Origin of the sequence: Neobacillus terrisolis (assembly GCF_051233475.1) — a bacterium.
Classification (GTDB): Bacteria; Bacillota; Bacilli; order Bacillales; family Cytobacillaceae; genus Bacillus_BU.
Map to the genome: position 1 here is coordinate 125,410 of NZ_JBKFGH010000024.1, position 15,792 is coordinate 141,201.

Annotated in this window: 14 protein-coding genes and 1 riboswitch; of the genes, 1 reads left to right on the forward strand and 13 read right to left on the reverse strand. The window is 39.8% G+C overall.

Annotated features, from left to right (window positions below; genetic code table 11):
- Nucleotides 1–396: 396 nt before the first annotated feature.
- Nucleotides 397–484, forward strand: a riboswitch (cyclic di-GMP riboswitch).
- A 23-nt stretch (nt 485–507) separates the two neighbouring features.
- On the forward strand, nt 508–651 hold the full coding sequence (locus ACI48O_RS15720) for a hypothetical protein (RefSeq protein WP_435562780.1): 144 nt from the start codon (nt 508–510) through the stop codon (nt 649–651).
- Nucleotides 652–751: 100 nt separating this feature from the next.
- Here ACI48O_RS15720 and ACI48O_RS15725 read toward each other — a convergent pair whose 3' ends face one another.
- The 13 genes from ACI48O_RS15725 to ACI48O_RS15785 all read right to left on the reverse strand — a co-directional run bounded on the left by ACI48O_RS15725 (nt 752) and on the right by ACI48O_RS15785 (nt 15,422).
- A complete protein-coding gene (locus ACI48O_RS15725; protein ID WP_435562781.1) occupies nt 752–907 on the reverse strand; it encodes a hypothetical protein in 156 nt (51 codons plus the stop codon).
- A gap of 11 nt (nt 908–918) precedes the next feature.
- Nucleotides 919–2,136 carry a YHYH domain-containing protein gene (locus ACI48O_RS15730; RefSeq protein WP_435562782.1) on the reverse strand — a complete coding sequence of 406 codons (1,218 nt, stop codon included), beginning with the start codon at nt 2,134–2,136 and terminating at the stop codon, nt 919–921.
- Nucleotides 2,137–2,292: 156 nt separating this feature from the next.
- Nucleotides 2,293–3,192 carry an SDR family oxidoreductase gene (locus ACI48O_RS15735; protein ID WP_435562783.1) on the reverse strand — a complete coding sequence of 300 codons (900 nt, stop codon included), beginning with the start codon at nt 3,190–3,192 and terminating at the stop codon, nt 2,293–2,295.
- Between the two features lie 189 nt (nt 3,193–3,381).
- Complete coding sequence (locus ACI48O_RS15740; protein WP_435562784.1) at nt 3,382–4,620, reverse strand: L-lactate MFS transporter; 1,239 nt, start codon at nt 4,618–4,620, stop codon at nt 3,382–3,384.
- Between the two features lie 163 nt (nt 4,621–4,783).
- Nucleotides 4,784–6,346, reverse strand: coding sequence for a class I adenylate-forming enzyme family protein (locus ACI48O_RS15745; RefSeq protein WP_435562785.1), 1,563 nt, complete (start codon nt 6,344–6,346; stop codon nt 4,784–4,786).
- A gap of 62 nt (nt 6,347–6,408) precedes the next feature.
- Complete coding sequence (locus ACI48O_RS15750; protein ID WP_435562786.1) at nt 6,409–6,693, reverse strand: ferredoxin family protein; 285 nt, start codon at nt 6,691–6,693, stop codon at nt 6,409–6,411.
- Nucleotides 6,690–7,976 carry an FAD-dependent oxidoreductase gene (locus tag ACI48O_RS15755; RefSeq protein WP_435562787.1) on the reverse strand — a complete coding sequence of 429 codons (1,287 nt, stop codon included), beginning with the start codon at nt 7,974–7,976 and terminating at the stop codon, nt 6,690–6,692. The genes ACI48O_RS15750 and ACI48O_RS15755 overlap by 4 nt, the downstream gene beginning before the upstream one ends.
- Nucleotides 7,977–8,072: 96 nt before the next feature.
- Nucleotides 8,073–8,996 carry an electron transfer flavoprotein subunit alpha/FixB family protein gene (locus ACI48O_RS15760; protein ID WP_435562788.1) on the reverse strand — a complete coding sequence of 308 codons (924 nt, stop codon included), beginning with the start codon at nt 8,994–8,996 and terminating at the stop codon, nt 8,073–8,075.
- Nucleotides 8,997–9,017: 21 nt separating this feature from the next.
- The gene (locus ACI48O_RS15765) at nt 9,018–9,788 is read right to left on the reverse strand and encodes an electron transfer flavoprotein subunit beta/FixA family protein (RefSeq protein WP_435562789.1); all 771 of its coding nucleotides are present in this window, start codon (nt 9,786–9,788) and stop codon (nt 9,018–9,020) included.
- Nucleotides 9,789–9,892: 104 nt separating this feature from the next.
- Nucleotides 9,893–10,987 carry an acyl-CoA dehydrogenase family protein gene (locus tag ACI48O_RS15770; protein WP_435562790.1) on the reverse strand — a complete coding sequence of 365 codons (1,095 nt, stop codon included), beginning with the start codon at nt 10,985–10,987 and terminating at the stop codon, nt 9,893–9,895.
- Between the two features lie 19 nt (nt 10,988–11,006).
- Nucleotides 11,007–12,146, reverse strand: a complete 1,140-nt coding sequence (locus ACI48O_RS15775) for an acyl-CoA dehydrogenase family protein (RefSeq protein ID WP_435562791.1) — start codon at nt 12,144–12,146, stop codon at nt 11,007–11,009.
- Complete coding sequence (locus ACI48O_RS15780) at nt 12,140–13,720, reverse strand: acyl CoA:acetate/3-ketoacid CoA transferase (protein WP_435562792.1); 1,581 nt, start codon at nt 13,718–13,720, stop codon at nt 12,140–12,142. The genes ACI48O_RS15775 and ACI48O_RS15780 overlap by 7 nt, the downstream gene beginning before the upstream one ends.
- A gap of 349 nt (nt 13,721–14,069) precedes the next feature.
- A complete protein-coding gene (locus ACI48O_RS15785) occupies nt 14,070–15,422 on the reverse strand; it encodes a sigma-54 interaction domain-containing protein (protein WP_435562793.1) in 1,353 nt (450 codons plus the stop codon).
- Nucleotides 15,423–15,792: the final 370 nt, after the last annotated feature.

Consider the following 15,792-nt stretch of genomic DNA (forward strand, 5'->3'; position numbering starts at 1 on the left):
TCTCTTTTCATCTAAAAAAGTGTTGCAATTAAGTGAATGTTTATTTTGGAACAGGGGGACGGTTCTTGTGTTCCTTTTTGAACACAAGAACCGTCCCTACAATGCACTGCCTCTTTTTATTCGGACATACGATCCGTTATTTCGGTAAAAACTGCTGTTTTAGCAGGCTAACCGGACACTGAATCCTCTATTCGTGAATAAATGGGCACGATTCATTAGATTTTATTCAAATAAGAGATCCTATGTCCGCTTAAAGAAGAAACAAGGGGAAAAAATCAAAAATAAGGGCCCTCATGTCCGCCAAAATTTTTCTCCATAGGGGTTTTGCTAATTTCATTGAATTTTCGACAAAATTCGGGATGACCACAAAACACTCTTTTGATATAATAATATTCAGTTACATAAGGGCAAAATCACTGAAAAGTGATGACGCAAAGCTACAGGGGCCTCCGTTATTACATAATGAAGCCAGCCAGCTACCATCAAATCAAAAGGGAGAAATGTTTGATGTCAAAAAAGAATAATTTCCTCACTCCGGAACAAGTCATGCGAAAGAAAAAAAGGAACCAACGGCTCCTCTATACTTCTTTCATCGCTATGACCATTGTCATTAGTGCACTAGTGACCGTACTTGCCAATAGTACATTGTAAATCAAGACGAAAAGGGCCTTCACATATGTGAGGCCCTTTTTTGCAACAGAGGGACGGTTCTTGTGTTCAAAAAAGAACACAAGAACCGTCCCCGAAAACACTAAGCGCCAACACCCCGTTTTTTTGCGCGTTCTGCCTCTTTCGATTTTCGATAGAGTTCCACTTTTGTTTTCACTTGATCGAGTTTTTGTTTTTTTGTTAGTAAATGAACCATCACATCTTCGACTTTATTACAAATTGTCCGATAAATTCCCATTTCCACACCCTCTAACTAATCATTTTTCTAGCAACATAAAACCGGCGTCCCAGCCAGATTAATCCCAAGATTCCCGCACCGGCTGATGCTTCCTTGGTGTTTTCCTCTTTTTCCTGCTCGTATTCTTTATATCCCAGTTCATAGTTATGCTTAAAAATGAGCTCGGCCGTTTTGTAATTACTAGGGACCCGATACTCATCCCCTTCACGCCCTAATTCAAATCCTGCCTCTGCAATCTTTTTTACTTTCTCGTTCGATTCAAATCCTTGCTTATACCAAGCTTCGTATTTTTCTTTTTCAAGCTTTGGAGATTGATACTTTAACATTTTAAAAGCAGCCTCATATCCTTTTTTTTGATAAAAACTTTGTAATTCGCGCTGCCCCTTTTTATACCCCTGGTTATATGCTTTTATATAAATTTCTTTAATACCCTCGGGATCGTTTTTAATATCTTTCTTTCCATCTTCATAGCCTAACTGTTTATATTTTTCTTTTTCAACCTGATCCCGTTCCTGTACACCTTTTTTAAATCCCTTTTCAAAAGATGCTGTAACATGGGCGTTCGTAAGGTTAGCTGGAATAGCCAGTTCATCCTGTTGTTTCCCTTGTTCATACCCTGTTTGTTCCGCCGCGTCTTTCTCGGAATTTAGCTTATTGCTTCCTTCTGCATAACCTTTATTGAAGCCCGTTATGTATCCTTCATTATAAGCAGTGGCTCCAGTTGGATTCGCTTCATTTGACTGGCCCTCATATCCCGCTTGAACTCCGGCTGTATATCCATCATTTTCCCCTTGGGCTCTTTCTTTAATGGCAGTTTGTTGAGCAATTTGTGCGTCACTACCATTGATTTTTGCTGCGTCATAGCCGCCAGGAGCTTCGCATGGAATTCCATCATCCACGGCATTTCCCCAACCGTCCAATCTCTCAGGATCATTGTATCGGGTATATCCTTTTGAGTTCCAATAGGTTACTACTTCATCATAACTTGAAAAATCGGTGCAATCCTTATCGTATGAAGTAGTGGATGTAGCCGTACTTTCCGTTGATGTTGAAGTTGAAGTACTTCCTCCTCCATTATGGTAATGGTACTCCCCGGAACTTAATCCCCAATCTCCGCAATTGGTTCGACAAGTGTGGCCACCGTTTGAATCTGTTCGGCCAGGATGCGCTTGTACTGATAACCCTAATGTAGCAATAAAAATACACGTTAAAAATAATACCCTTTTCATCTTTCTCACCTATTTCCGTTTATCACAATATTAAACTCGTATTTTAAAAACATATTTACAATTATATACAAAAATGGATGTAAAAAACAGAGGCAAAATAAACAGAGGGACGGTTCTTGTGTTCAAAAAAGAACACAAGAACCGTCCCCTTGCTTTTCACCCATTAAGTGTAATTCCACCACCGTCTACGTTGAGCACTTGCCCAGTGACATACGATGAATCATCTGATGCCAAATAAACATAGGTCGGCGCAAGCTCAAACGGTTGTCCGGCACGTTGCATCGGTGTCTGCGTCCCATATGTTGTTACATATTCTGCTGGAAAGCTCGAAACAACTAACGGTGTCCAAATAGGACCTGGAGCCACGGCATTTACTCTTATCCCATTTTTTACAAGCTGTAATGATAAGGAGCGGGTAAATGACACAATTGCCCCCTTAGTCGAGGAGTAATCAAGTAACGTGGAAACTCCTGTAAATGCAGCTACAGACGAAGTACTAATAATAGAACTTCCAGGTGATAAATGCGGCAACGCTTCCTGCGTAATAAAAAAGAACGAGAAAATATTAGTACGGAACGTATCTTCTAATTGCTCTCTTCTAATATTTAAGATGCTTTCCTGTGGATATACAATCGCATGGTTAAGGACCAGTATATTTATTTTTCCAAAATGGGCCACTGTCCTGCGCACCACATTGCGACAGTTCGATTCATCCCGCAGATCTCCGGGAATTAACAAACATCTCCGCCCATAATGTTCAACCATTTGCTTCGTCATCCGGGCATCTTCATGTTCATTCAAATAGGAAATCGCCACATCTGCTCCTTCTTTTGCAAAAGCAATCGCAACTGCCCGTCCGATTCCACTATCCCCACCCGTAATAATTGCTACCTTGTCTTTTAATTTTCCACTTCCAACATATTGTGGATTGTCGGAAATGGGGACAGGATTCATTAAATACTCTAAACCTGGTCTTTCTTGATGCTGCGGAGGAAAGGTAATCGGGGTTTGTTTACAAGTTGTTTGATAACCATAATAAGGATACATCGGGATCATGATTAGACCACCTCTTTTTGTATGTCAAAACATGATATTCACCCAAACTGCAAATGTTCCTAATTGGTGTTTTGGGATATTAAAAAGAAAAAAGGTGACAGGAGCGATCCAATAACCGGATCCACCCTTATCACCTATTTTCTTACACTCTATTACAAAAGTTTAATCCCAAACGAACCCTACTTTTAATTAAGCAATTTTCTTCGTTTCCGGAGCGCCACTAAAACGTTTCTTTTCAAGGGATTTATAAAGGAAGTTTAGCGCCAAACCAGTGATGGCCAAACCAATTGCAATATAAAATGCATTAGTAAGGTCTCCGCCATTTGCAGCTGCTATACTTGCTGCAATTCTTGGTGCAAAGAAAGCGGCTGTGGAATAACCAATAAACGTAATCCCAAAGTTAACACCTTGATAAACTGGCCCATAATTCTCCATAACAATGGAAGGAAATACACCCATAATTCCTCCAAAGCAAAGACCTAAACCAACAATTCCAACAACAAATCCTGCAATTGAATCTAACGATGCTAAGGCAAATAAGGCACTTGCAATAACAGCATAGATGATCATTAATGTATTGGAGCGGCCAATTTTGTCAGAAACAAAGCCCCATAAAATTCTTCCAAGGCAATTACAAAGAGAATAAATACTTACATAAAAGGCTGCGGCTGCGGCAGTTAATCCAAACATATTTTGCCCAATAACTGATGCATTGGATGTAATCATTAAACCTGAGAAAGCACCGATCGCTAACATAAGTAAAATTACATAGAATCTAAACGTACGAAGCATTCCAGTCCAAGGCACATTGACAAAAGCCTTTGATCCAGCTGCAGGCGGAGTCCACCCTTTTGGAACATAGTTGGCAGGAGCCACTTTAATAAACAAACTACAGATAATCGTAATGATGACGTAAGCGATACCCATAAATTTAAACGCAGAATTAACACTGTATGTTTCAATTAGATGATTAGCTACTGGGGCTGCAATAATTGTTGCTCCACCCATACCTGCTGTAATTAAACCCGAAGCAAGTCCCTTTTTATCTGGGAATAAACGAATCGTATTACTTAAACATCCAGAGTAAGCAAATCCTTGACCAAAACCAGCTAATATTCCATAGGTAAGGTATAACATTCCAGGGCTTGAAGCAAATCCAGATAGCATAAATCCAGTACCAAATAACAAACCACCGACTAAAATAGAAATCTTGGCATAACCACGGTCCGTAGCAAAGCCACCAAGAATTGTTGGAATTGGACCAATTGCCGCATTGATCGTAAATGCCATCATAATTTGACCCATCGTCCAATTGTGTGCAGCACTTAAAGGCCCTGCAAAAACACTAAATGCATAAATCGACCCTGTACAAAGCAAGACACCAACTGAACCTAATAATACCGCCCATCTATTAATCTCTTTATTCATTTTAATTTCATCCCTTCAATTAATCACCTATTATTAGGCAATTTTTTGTATTTTTGTTATTGAAGTGAAACAATCAAGTTTGAAAATATTACCCGACGCGACTAAAAATATGAACTTTTTGTGAAACGTTTCACAAAATAGACAAAATCATCTCCTGCTTCCGCTAATTTAATTGGGGCTGCATTTGATCCAGAAGTATATTTCTAAGTTCCGTTTTCTTTATTTTTCCGCTATCCGTTAACGGAAATTGGTCAACAAAACAGATTTTATCGGGTATTTTATATTTTGCTACCTTACTTTTAATAAAAGCTTTCATTAACTCTTCGTTTTGCCAATACTGTGATTTCACCTTAATCGCAGCGAAAGTTCTTTCACCCAAAATAGGGTCTGGAACACCAAAGATCGATACTTCCATTACATCAGGATGCTTTATAAATACTTCTTCGATTTCCCTCGGGTAGATTTTATAGCCGCCGCGATTAATCGTTTCTTTTTTTCTGCCAACGATTCGGATAAATCCATTTTCGTCAATAGTGCCAAGGTCTCCAGTATAGAACCAGCCATCTTTATCAAAGGCTTCCCTTGTTTTCATAGGCAGTTCATAATAGCCTTTCATGATTCCATTGCCTTTGCAGATCAGTTCACCAACTTCGCCAACCGGAACCTCATGTTTGTTTTCATCTACTGCTTTAATAACAGCTCCGTCTACAGCCCTTCCGACCGTTTCGGACCGAAGCACATCGTGATCTTCAAAACTTGTAAAGGTAATTCCTGCAGAGGTTTCAGTCATCCCATAGGAAATAGCAATGTCACAATTCATTTCCGTCCGGATTCTGTTTACTAATTCTTTGTGAACAGCTGCCCCAGCGATAACTCCTGTTCGTAACGAACTTAAATTGAATTTAATATCGGACAAATAGGTTAATTCCCGCTGAAAAATGGTTGGAACCCCGAGATGAATCGTTATTTTCTCCTCTTCAATTAATTGCAGTGCGGAAAGGGGATGATACTTTTCGATAAAAACTAGTTTTGAACCTGAACTAATTGCCGTTAAAATCCCGGTAATTAATCCAAATACATGGGTTGCAGGTACTGGTACAAAAAAGACATCCCGGCAAGTAACGATTAAATTTTTCGAGGTCGAAAAAGCCACATGTACAACATTTTTATGAGTAAGTTGGGCGCCTTTTGGTTTCCCGGTTGAACCGGATGTATAAATGATCGTAAATACATCATCATCCGGAACAATAGAAACAGTGGGTACCCTTTTATTTTTTCCGAGCTCTAGCAGTTCTTCAAAACTAGCAAGGTCGTTCTCTTTTGAACGAACCGTAAAGATATGGTTGATTTGGTGTCCATCTCTTTTGTTTAAAAAAATATTTAGATGTTCCTGGTCATTTGAAATAAAGACGGCTTTTGCTTTAGAATTGTTGGCGATGTGCTCCAACTCCTGTTCACGGTATTTCACATTACAGGGGATCAAGATGGAACCAAGTTTGGAAAGCGCCAAACAAATAGTTATTAGTTCATGCCAATTTGGCAAACAGACCATTACGCGATCACCTTTTACTATTCCCAGTTGCGACAATCCGCTTGCAAGCAGCTCCACTTCATTGGCCAGCTCTTTAAACGTCATGCTCCTTTGACCATCAAATACCGCTTTTCGGTCAGGATATAATTGAACCGAGTGATCAAGCAAATCGATTACAGAAGGTAAATTTTGCATGATGCCTCAATAGTCTCCTTTCATTTATTAGGAAACCTACTAAATGAACCATTTTAACTTAATCAGCCATACCTTAATTCCATCCCTAATGTTCCCTGAGGATATTCCCATTTTTCTAAAATGGTATGACCACATAGGACACGGCACGTTCCACATTCTAAACATCCCGCATAATCAAAACGGACAGTGCCATCCTCATTAATGGAATACAACCCGGCTGGACAAGCGATGATTAATTTATTGAATTCCTTCATATCAATTGATTCTTTTTTGAGGACAATATGGGGATTCTCCTCGTCCACATAAAACTTGTTTACGCCTAATTTTTCTTCAATATTTACGCTCAAAGTGCCCGAACCCCCTTGATTCCATCCTTGATGATGTTCATTAATCCCACTTGTTTTACATGCTGCATCATGTTTGACATCAGCGGTTTACTAGGCGTTCCATCAATGACAAACATGTCATCCATCATACGAGTTACCATTTCTGGATATTGGTTAAAGATCCGCTCGTTTTCCATAAAATGCGGGAACTTTTTATATAGTTTTAAATCTTGCATGATGAAACTTTCATCTAATAAAGATTGGTATTTAGAAAGAGTCGCTTCACTGAAGTTGGATTTTGCTTTTGCTTCAATTACAGCTTTCGCGGCAGCCTCTGCCGAAGCAATCGCTAAATCCATCCCTCTTACCGCATAACCAATGTTGATGCAAAAACCTGCTGCATCACCAATCACTAAAACGCCATCACCGACTAATTTGGGAATCATATGATAACCCGCTTCTGGAACAAGGTGAGCGGAATACTCTACCATTTTTCCATCCTTAATTAATGGTTGAATAGATGAATGTGATTTAAAGTCCTCAAGCATTTGCGCTACGGTTTTTGGTGATTTTTCTAAATCGCTTAGTGTACAAACAATTCCTAATGAAATCGAGGATTTATTTGTATATAGGAATCCTCCGCCAATACGGCCAGCGGTTGGACTTCCAGCGAACAGCCAAGCAGCACCTTCGCCTTTATTTAATTGAAAACGATCTTCTATTACCGATTCATCTAATTCAATTACTTCTTTTGCCCCAACGGCCACTTCATGCGGTTTAAGTTCGCCACGGAATCCAAGCTTTTGTGCTAATAACGAATTGACGCCATCTGCAATAATAACCGTTTCAGATTCAAGCTCATCTTCACCGGCAATGACGCCACACACCTTACCGTCCTTCACCAGTAATTCATCGACGCGAATTCCCGGGATCAATTGTGCACCGGCTTCTTCCGCTTTTTCAGCAAGCCATTGGTCAAAATCTGCCCGAAGGACTGTATAAGAATCTTTCCCTTGAACAGCTAGAGATTCGGAACTATAATCAATCGTCATCGCACTCGTTTCCGTCATCATACTGATTTTTTCACGAGTAACTTTTCGCTCAACTGGAGCTTCTTTAGCGAAGTCCGGGATAATTTTTTCAAGACTGTGGGAATATAGTCTGCCCCCCGTCATATTTTTGCTCCCGGCGAAGTTCCCTCTTTCGATGATTAGAACTTCAAGCCCTTCCTTCGCCAAAATGTATCCTGCAACACTGCCTGCAACACCAGCGCCTACAATAATTGCATCATATTTTTCTGACACCAATTAACACCTCTTTTTGTTGTAAAAAGCTTTTTTTCAAGCTGCATATGAATTAGTCTGTTTTACTTTTTAAAAATTGTCCCATCCCCAAAGTCGTTACGCTTGTTTAATAGCTGCAATCACTTCAGGTAACACTTCTTGCAGATCGCCAACGATATAATAATCAGCTACTTTAAAAATTGGAGCATTTTCGTTTTTATCAATTGCCACAATGGTATTGGAATCTTTGATCCCATAAATATGCTGAATTTGACCGGAAACCCCGGCAGCTAAATAAAGCTTTGGTTTAATAACAGCACCGGAAATTCCGATATATCTTTCTTCAGGCAGCCAATGGAAATCTTCCGTTACAGGTCGAGTACAGCCCAATTCACCGCCTAGAAGTTGTGCCAATTCTTCAGCATATTTTAAATTCTCTTTATCACCGAAGCCTCTACCCACACCGATCACTACATCGGAATCACTCAAATTAACCGAGCTTGCTTCCTTTTCCTTTCGTTCTGTCAATACGATTCCGTTTGGCTCCGGAACGATTAAGCTTTCAATATCACCATCGATAGCTGCTGACTTAACCTTTTCGAAAGAGTTTGCCTCCACTGAAACAACAACAGTTTGTCCCGTAACCTCAAGAGTTTTTTCAGCTAACCCGCCATAAATTGTTCTTGAAGCCACAACGGAAGTACCATTAACTTCTAAGCCCTTCGCTTCAGAAATATAAGGACAATCCAAGAGTCCTGCTAAATAAGCAGCCATCGTTTTCCCTCTTCTTGTCGCTCCTACTAAAATTAATTCAGGACTTTCTTCCGCAAATCCAACTATCGAACGTGCATAATTTTCCCAAACGGTTCCTTCTGGAAGCCCCAGTAACTTAACGCTTTGTGCACCATATGAAACACATTCCTCTGCAACACTTTGATTACCCGTTACAAACGCGGTTACCTTACCACCGATCGCTGCCGCTTTCGAAATTAATTCATAAGCCTGTTCCGGAACATCTGCAATAACCCAAATAGTATTCATGATTTGTTACACCTTCCTATGTTAGATATCTTTGTTTTCTTTTAATAAATGGATAAGTTCTTTAACCGCGTCTTTAACAGCGGTCTCTCCTCTATTCAATCGAATTTGCTTACGATCCATGATGGATGGTCCAACGTTTACTACCTTCAGGCCACTTTCAAGTTTATCCGGTGTAAAGCCTAGATCCGCCAGGCTTAATTCTTCAGAAGGCTTTTTCTTTGCTGAAAGAATTTGTTTCATTCCCGGAATGCGAGGTGTATTCATTTCAGAGAGAACAGTAATGACAGCTGGACCCTGCACTTTTACAGTCTCAATGCCGTCTTCAAGTTTCCGCTCAACGATTAATTCATTCCCGTCTACTTCTACTGAAGATGCATATGTGACAGCTTGATAGTTTAGCAGTGCGGCAAGTCTTGGTCCTACTTGTTGTGAATACTGATCGCCAGACCCTTCTCCACAAATAATCACATCAACATCCCCAATTTTTTTTACTGCCTCAGCAATAATCTTGGCAGAGACTGAGCTATCTACTTCAGAAGCCTCCACATAATAGGCTTTTTGGGCTCCGCGAGCTAATACGTCTGTAGTAGAAGCCTTCACTCCCTGCCCTACTGTTAACGAAACTACCTCAATGTCATTTTTTTCGTTTAATTGAACCCCTAGTTCTAAGGCGTTACGGTCGTAATCACTGATTTTGTTTTTAGCCTTGTCCATGTTCAATGTTTTGTTAGCCGTATCAACAACGATATCCGCTTCATCTTTTATCCATTTATAACAAACTAGTGCTTTCATTTTTATCCTCCTATTAAACTGATAGAAAAGACGATTTTTTTTATAAAATAAAGATTGATATTTTTATAGAAAAAAAGTTTCTCGTCTCAAACAATCAAGTACCTTTACGCGATTTGATGTTTTGCAATCGATAAAATTAATGGTTCTGTGACCGCTTCAATTACGGAAATGCCTTTAAGATCACGCAACAATACCTCTACGCCGAGATCCTTGCTGTATCCGTACCCACCATGGAGCTGAATAGCATCAATGCAAATTTCTTCGCCAGTCTTCAATGCAAAGTATCTTGCCATCGTTCCATATGCTTCAATATCTTCGCCCGTATCAAAACTTGCCGCTGCTCTTAATGTCAACAGGCGGGCAGCCTCGATATTGACCGACATATTTCCTAATTTTTCCTGAAGGGCTTGAAATTTAATGATTGGTATATTAAATTGCTGGCGCTCTTTCCCGTAAGAAATACTTTTCTCAATTGCAACTTGAGAAAGACCAGACGCAATCGATGCTAGGCTGATGCTATGCAAATCTTTCACAGATTGATAGATATGTTGCCCTTGCCCTTCTTCCCCAAGAAGATTTTCTGCCGGGACAAACACATTTTCTAAAGTAAGGGTCGCAGTATCTAGTTCTTCCAAACCCATTTTTCTGTAAGGTTCGGAAAATGATAGGCCTTGAGCGTCTGCTTCAACAATAAATGCACTTAAGCTTTCCCCCGTTTTGGCAAACACGATATAGAGATCGCTATCTCCACCATTAAGAACAAAGGTTTTCACTCCATTTAACAGATACCCATCATTTTCTTTTTCTGCAGTGGTTTCGATTGCCAGTATGTCTTTGCCAATCCAGCCTTCGCCATATGCGAAAGTACCAATTTTCTCTCCCTTACAAAGCTGGGGAAGATATTTTTGTTTTAAAGCTTCAGAACCCCATTGAGACAAAGAATAGGAAGCTTGTGTATTATGAGATGCGTAAGCAAGAGCAGCAGATCCGGAAACCTTGGCAAGCTCCTCAACGATTAAACAATAGCTAGTAAAATCACCACCAGCCCCACCTTGTTCCTCTGGTAAGAAAACGCCTAAAAAATCAATTTCAGCCAGACTAGCTAGAATTTCTTTTACGGATAGTCCTGCCAGGCTCTGAGCAAATTCACTGATACTTTGCTGGATAAGAGTTTGTTCTTCGCTTAAATTAAAATTCATTTATGTCCAACATCCTCTCTTAGGCATTCAAAACGTTACCAGCGATGACAATTCGCTGAATCTCGTTAGAACCCTCATAGATTTGCATTACTTTTACGTCTCGCATAAGCTTCTCAACCACAGAATTCTTTATATATCCGTAAGGTCCGAATAAATCAACCGCCATTGCAGCAACTTTCATAGCCGTATCGGTTGTAAAAGTCTTTGCCATTGCAGATTCCTTGCTATACCGTTTCCCGCTGTCTTTCAAGTAACAGGTTTTATTAATTAAGCCTTCCGCAGCCTCTATTTGCATTGCCATGTCAGCAAGCTTGAATTGTACATATTGGGAAGCCGCTAATGGTTTTCCATTCTTGGTTTCTTGTTTTACAAATTTAATCGTTTCCTCTAAAACACGTTTTGATAAACCGAGAGCAGAGGAGGCGACTGAAAGCCGTGCTGAATCCAAGGTAATCATGGCAAGCTTAAAGCCTTTACCTAGTTCACCAACCAGATTTTCCTTTGGAATTCGAACATTGTTAAACGTTACTTCTACAGTATTGGAAGCTCGAATCCCCATTTTGTCTTCTTTTTTACCGACCATAATACCCTCACGGTCCATTTCAACGATGAACGCGCTTAGACCTTTTGTTCCTTTAGAAGGATCGGTTGAGGCAATAAGTGTCATCACACTGGCATAGGCTCCATTGGTACAAAAGCATTTTGTACCGTTCAAGACATATTCGTCGCCATCCAATACGGCTGTTGTTTGTACAGCGCCTGCATCGGAGCCTGCTCCGGGCTCGGTTAAAGCAAATGCGGTAATTTTTTTATCTAAAATATATTGAAAATATTTCTGCTTTTGCGCTTCATTCCCGCCATATAATACAGGGTATGCAGATAGACCATTACCACCAATGGTTGTTTGCATGGCCACACAACCGCGCCCTAACTCTTCGCTGATGATGGAAACAGTTAAAGCATCTAGTCCAGGACCACCAAATTCCTTTGGTACTGCAAAATCCAAAAGACCTACTTTCCCCGCTTCTTCCACAATCTTTAATGGAAATTCTGCAGTTCGATCGTGTTCCTCAGCATTAGGAATGATATATTCCTCTACAAAATCCCTAACCTTTGCTTTCCATTCTTGTTGAGTGGTTGTCAAACTCATATCTAACATGGGATTAGCACCTTCTCATCTTTTATTATGTTTTTCAGTTCGCCCCAATTTTCACTAAATATACCAGGGTCCATTACTTTTAAATCTGGAGAAATCACTGGTTCAAAATCCATCTGATCTAAGATATGTGTCTTCAGATCAACGCCTGGTGCAATTTCAGTTAAAACCATCTTTCCATCGATTAATTCGAAAACCGCTCTTTCTGTAACATAAATAACGGTCTGGTTCACTTTCGAAGCATACTCACCACTGAAGGTAATCTGTTGAACTTTCTTAAGGAACTTCTTCACTTTTCCTTCCTTAACAATCTCGAGTTTCCCATCTGCAACCTTCAGCTCTAACCCGCCAGCCGTAAAGGTACCGGCAAAAACAAGCTTTTTAGCCGTTTGTGAAATATTGATAAAACCCCCGCAGCCGGCAACCCGTGTACCAAACTTACTAACATTGACATTGCCATGCTCATCTGTTTGTGCCAAACCAAGGACCGACAAGTCCAAACCGCCGCCATCATAAAAATCAAATTGGGAATGATGGTCGACAATTGCCTCGCTGTTATAGGCATGACCGAAATCTGCAAGACCTGCCGGCACCCCACCAATCGAACCCGCTTCTGTTGTCAAAGTAATATGATCGATAATACCTTCTTCAGAAGCTACCGTTGACACGTTAACCGGAATCCCTACACCTAAATTCAGAACGGTGTTCTCTTTTAACTCCGCTGCCGATCTGCGTCCGATGACCTTTCTTTCATCAAGTGGTAACACCGGAACACTTCCGAGAGGAACTCTTACATGACCTGAGTATGCAGGGTTGTATTTTGTATTTTCGGTTTGAAAATGATTTTCCGGCTTCGATACGACAATATAATCAACAAGGATACCCGGTACTTTTATATCTCTAGAGTTCAACGAATTCGCCTCTGCCACTGTTTCAACTTCAGCGATCACAATCCCGCCGGAGTTTTTAACCGCTTGGGCAATCGGCAGCACTTCCATGTGCAAGCCCTCTTTTTCAAGAGTTAAATTTCCTTTTTCGTCTGCAACAGTACCCCTGATTAACCCAACCTGGATTGGAAATGATTTGTAGAATAGCCACTCTTCATCTTCAAAGTTAACCACTTTAACGATGTCCTCTTTCGTGGAAGGAGATATTTTCCCACCTTCCAAGCGCGGATCGACAAATGTGCCTAAACCAATCTTTGTAATAACCCCTGGGCGCTTTGCGGCAATTTCACGATAAAGCTGAGTGATGACACCTTGCGGCAGATTATATGCTTCACATTTGTCTTCTTCTATCAGTTTGGCTAATAAAGGGGAAGCGCTTGTGATTCCGCCAATCCAACGTTTAATTAACCCTTGATGACCCCAATGGCTCATCCCTTTTTCACGACGATTCCCTACAGCACTGGCATGCATAACCGTCAAATTTTTTGGATGACCTGTTTGCTGAAAACGTTGTTCAACTGCAATGCCAATTTCTTCAGTCCAGCAGGCTAAACCAAACCCGCTGGCTGCCACTGTATCACCATCTTTAATTAACTCTGCTGCTTGTGTTGCTGAAATGACCTTAGACATAAATTCTCACTCCTCGTTTTCATCATAAAAATATTTTTTAATTCCCTGCTTTTTTAAAGAGTGGGCGAAAGTTCAAGTTCCGATAAGACCCTCCTTTAAGAATTTGTTAAAAAAAGTTGGTACGCCTCTTATAATGCAAGAAGCGTGCCAACTTTAAAAAACGCTATAAAATAAGCAAATAACATTTTTTTATTTTGTTTTTGTCTCTGAGTAGCTACAGATGGGAACGAAAAATAAATAGCTTTGTAGCAAACACGCAACAGGCTGGTTGAAAGGGGAAAGTTCGGAGCAACGTTTGCAAACAAAAAAGCCCTCAAAAAGATTTCTTCAATCCTTTTGAGGGCTTTTCCTACTCTGTATATAAGCTTTCGTTCTTTATTTTTCTGTATAGAGCCGTTCGATGAATCCCAAGTTTATTTGATGCTTCGCCTATCTTTCCATCACAAGCATCAATCATGGAATGAATGTATTGCTCCTCTACTCTTGTTAATAGTTCCTTTAAAGGAAGGGGATTGACAATATGTTCCTTCAGATAGGCATCTAACATTAAACTAAAGGACTTTACCGAATCCTGTTTCTCAAAGTTGTTTAAACCAATCACTAACATTCTTTCCACAAAGTTTTTGAGTTCTCTTACATTGCCCGGCCACGAATGGGATAGTAGGTAATTGAATTGTTTGGCAGAAACACTATACTTTATTTGATATTTTTCATTAAATTCATTAATAAATTTCCTAACAAGCCCAATAATGTCGAGTGGTCTTTCACGTAAAGGCGGGATATGAAGCGGGATAACATTAAGCCGATAATACAAGTCATCACGGAATAAGCCTTTGTCTACCATTTCCTTAAGATTGCGATTTGTAGCTGCGATTACTCTGAAATCGACTTTTATATTAGTGGTTCCTCCCACTCTTCGAACCTCTTGTGTCTCTAACACCCTTAACAGTTTTGCTTGTTTTTCTAAAGGTAATTCTGATATCTCGTCTAAAAAGAGGGTTCCGTTGTTCGCCATTTCAATTAATCCATGTTTTAAATAATTTGCACCCGTAAAGGCTCCCTTTTCATGGCCAAAGAATTCGGATTCAAACAAATTATCAGGGATTGCAGCACAATTGACAGAGATAAACGGGCCATTGGAACACTTACTTTTCGTATGAATGTACTTAGATAAGACTTCTTTTCCTGTACCAGACTCACCGTACAATAAAACTCTGCAATCATAAGGTGCAATTTGATCACAAGCTTTTAAAATTTGTTTCATGATCAAACTCTCTGCCACAACTTCACATTCTCTTTCTTCAGAAGAGTCGACACAGCCAGGAGAAAACTCGGTTGATTCCGTATCGATCATTTCAAATTGCCCAACAGATGTTGTTACAACGATATCTATTTCTCCATTGGGTTTAAATAGAGGGGTACTTGTATTTTGGATTTTAAATCCCACTTTTGTTTCAATTGTTCCTGTCACTTGCGCTTTTTTTTCGATAGCTTCAAGAGTAAAGGAATGATTATACTTTCCAGCTTTAACTAAGTCACCGACATTGGACTTAAGCAATTCCTCAAGAGACATTCCTAAAGTTAGTGCTGTAAATTCATTTGAAATTAAGATATTTCCTTTATTATCCGTAACAAATAATGAGGAAGGGTTTTCTTTGTTTTTTGCATAATGACTGGTAAAAATCTCTTCAATTTGTAGCATAAAAAAAATCACCTTCTATCATTTGCATAGTTTAACTTTAGGTTTAATTATAGATTACGATTTTAATTTAAGATTTTATTAATGTGAAACTTTTTAGAAATGTAGCATTGTTATTTTCTACCATATTTAGGCGCAGAGGGACGGTTCTTGTGTTCTTTTTGAACACAAGAACCGTCCCTCTGCGCCTAATAGAGCGGACACTGAGGCCCTTATTTTGATAAAATAACCTGTTTTCTAGACTTATGAGGACACAGGATCCGTTATTTATATAAAAATCACTAAAAAAAGGCTTTTTATGATCAAATAGCGTACCTGGTGTCCGGATAGCCTCTCAAAACAGCACATTTTGTGAAAATAAGGGCCTATATGT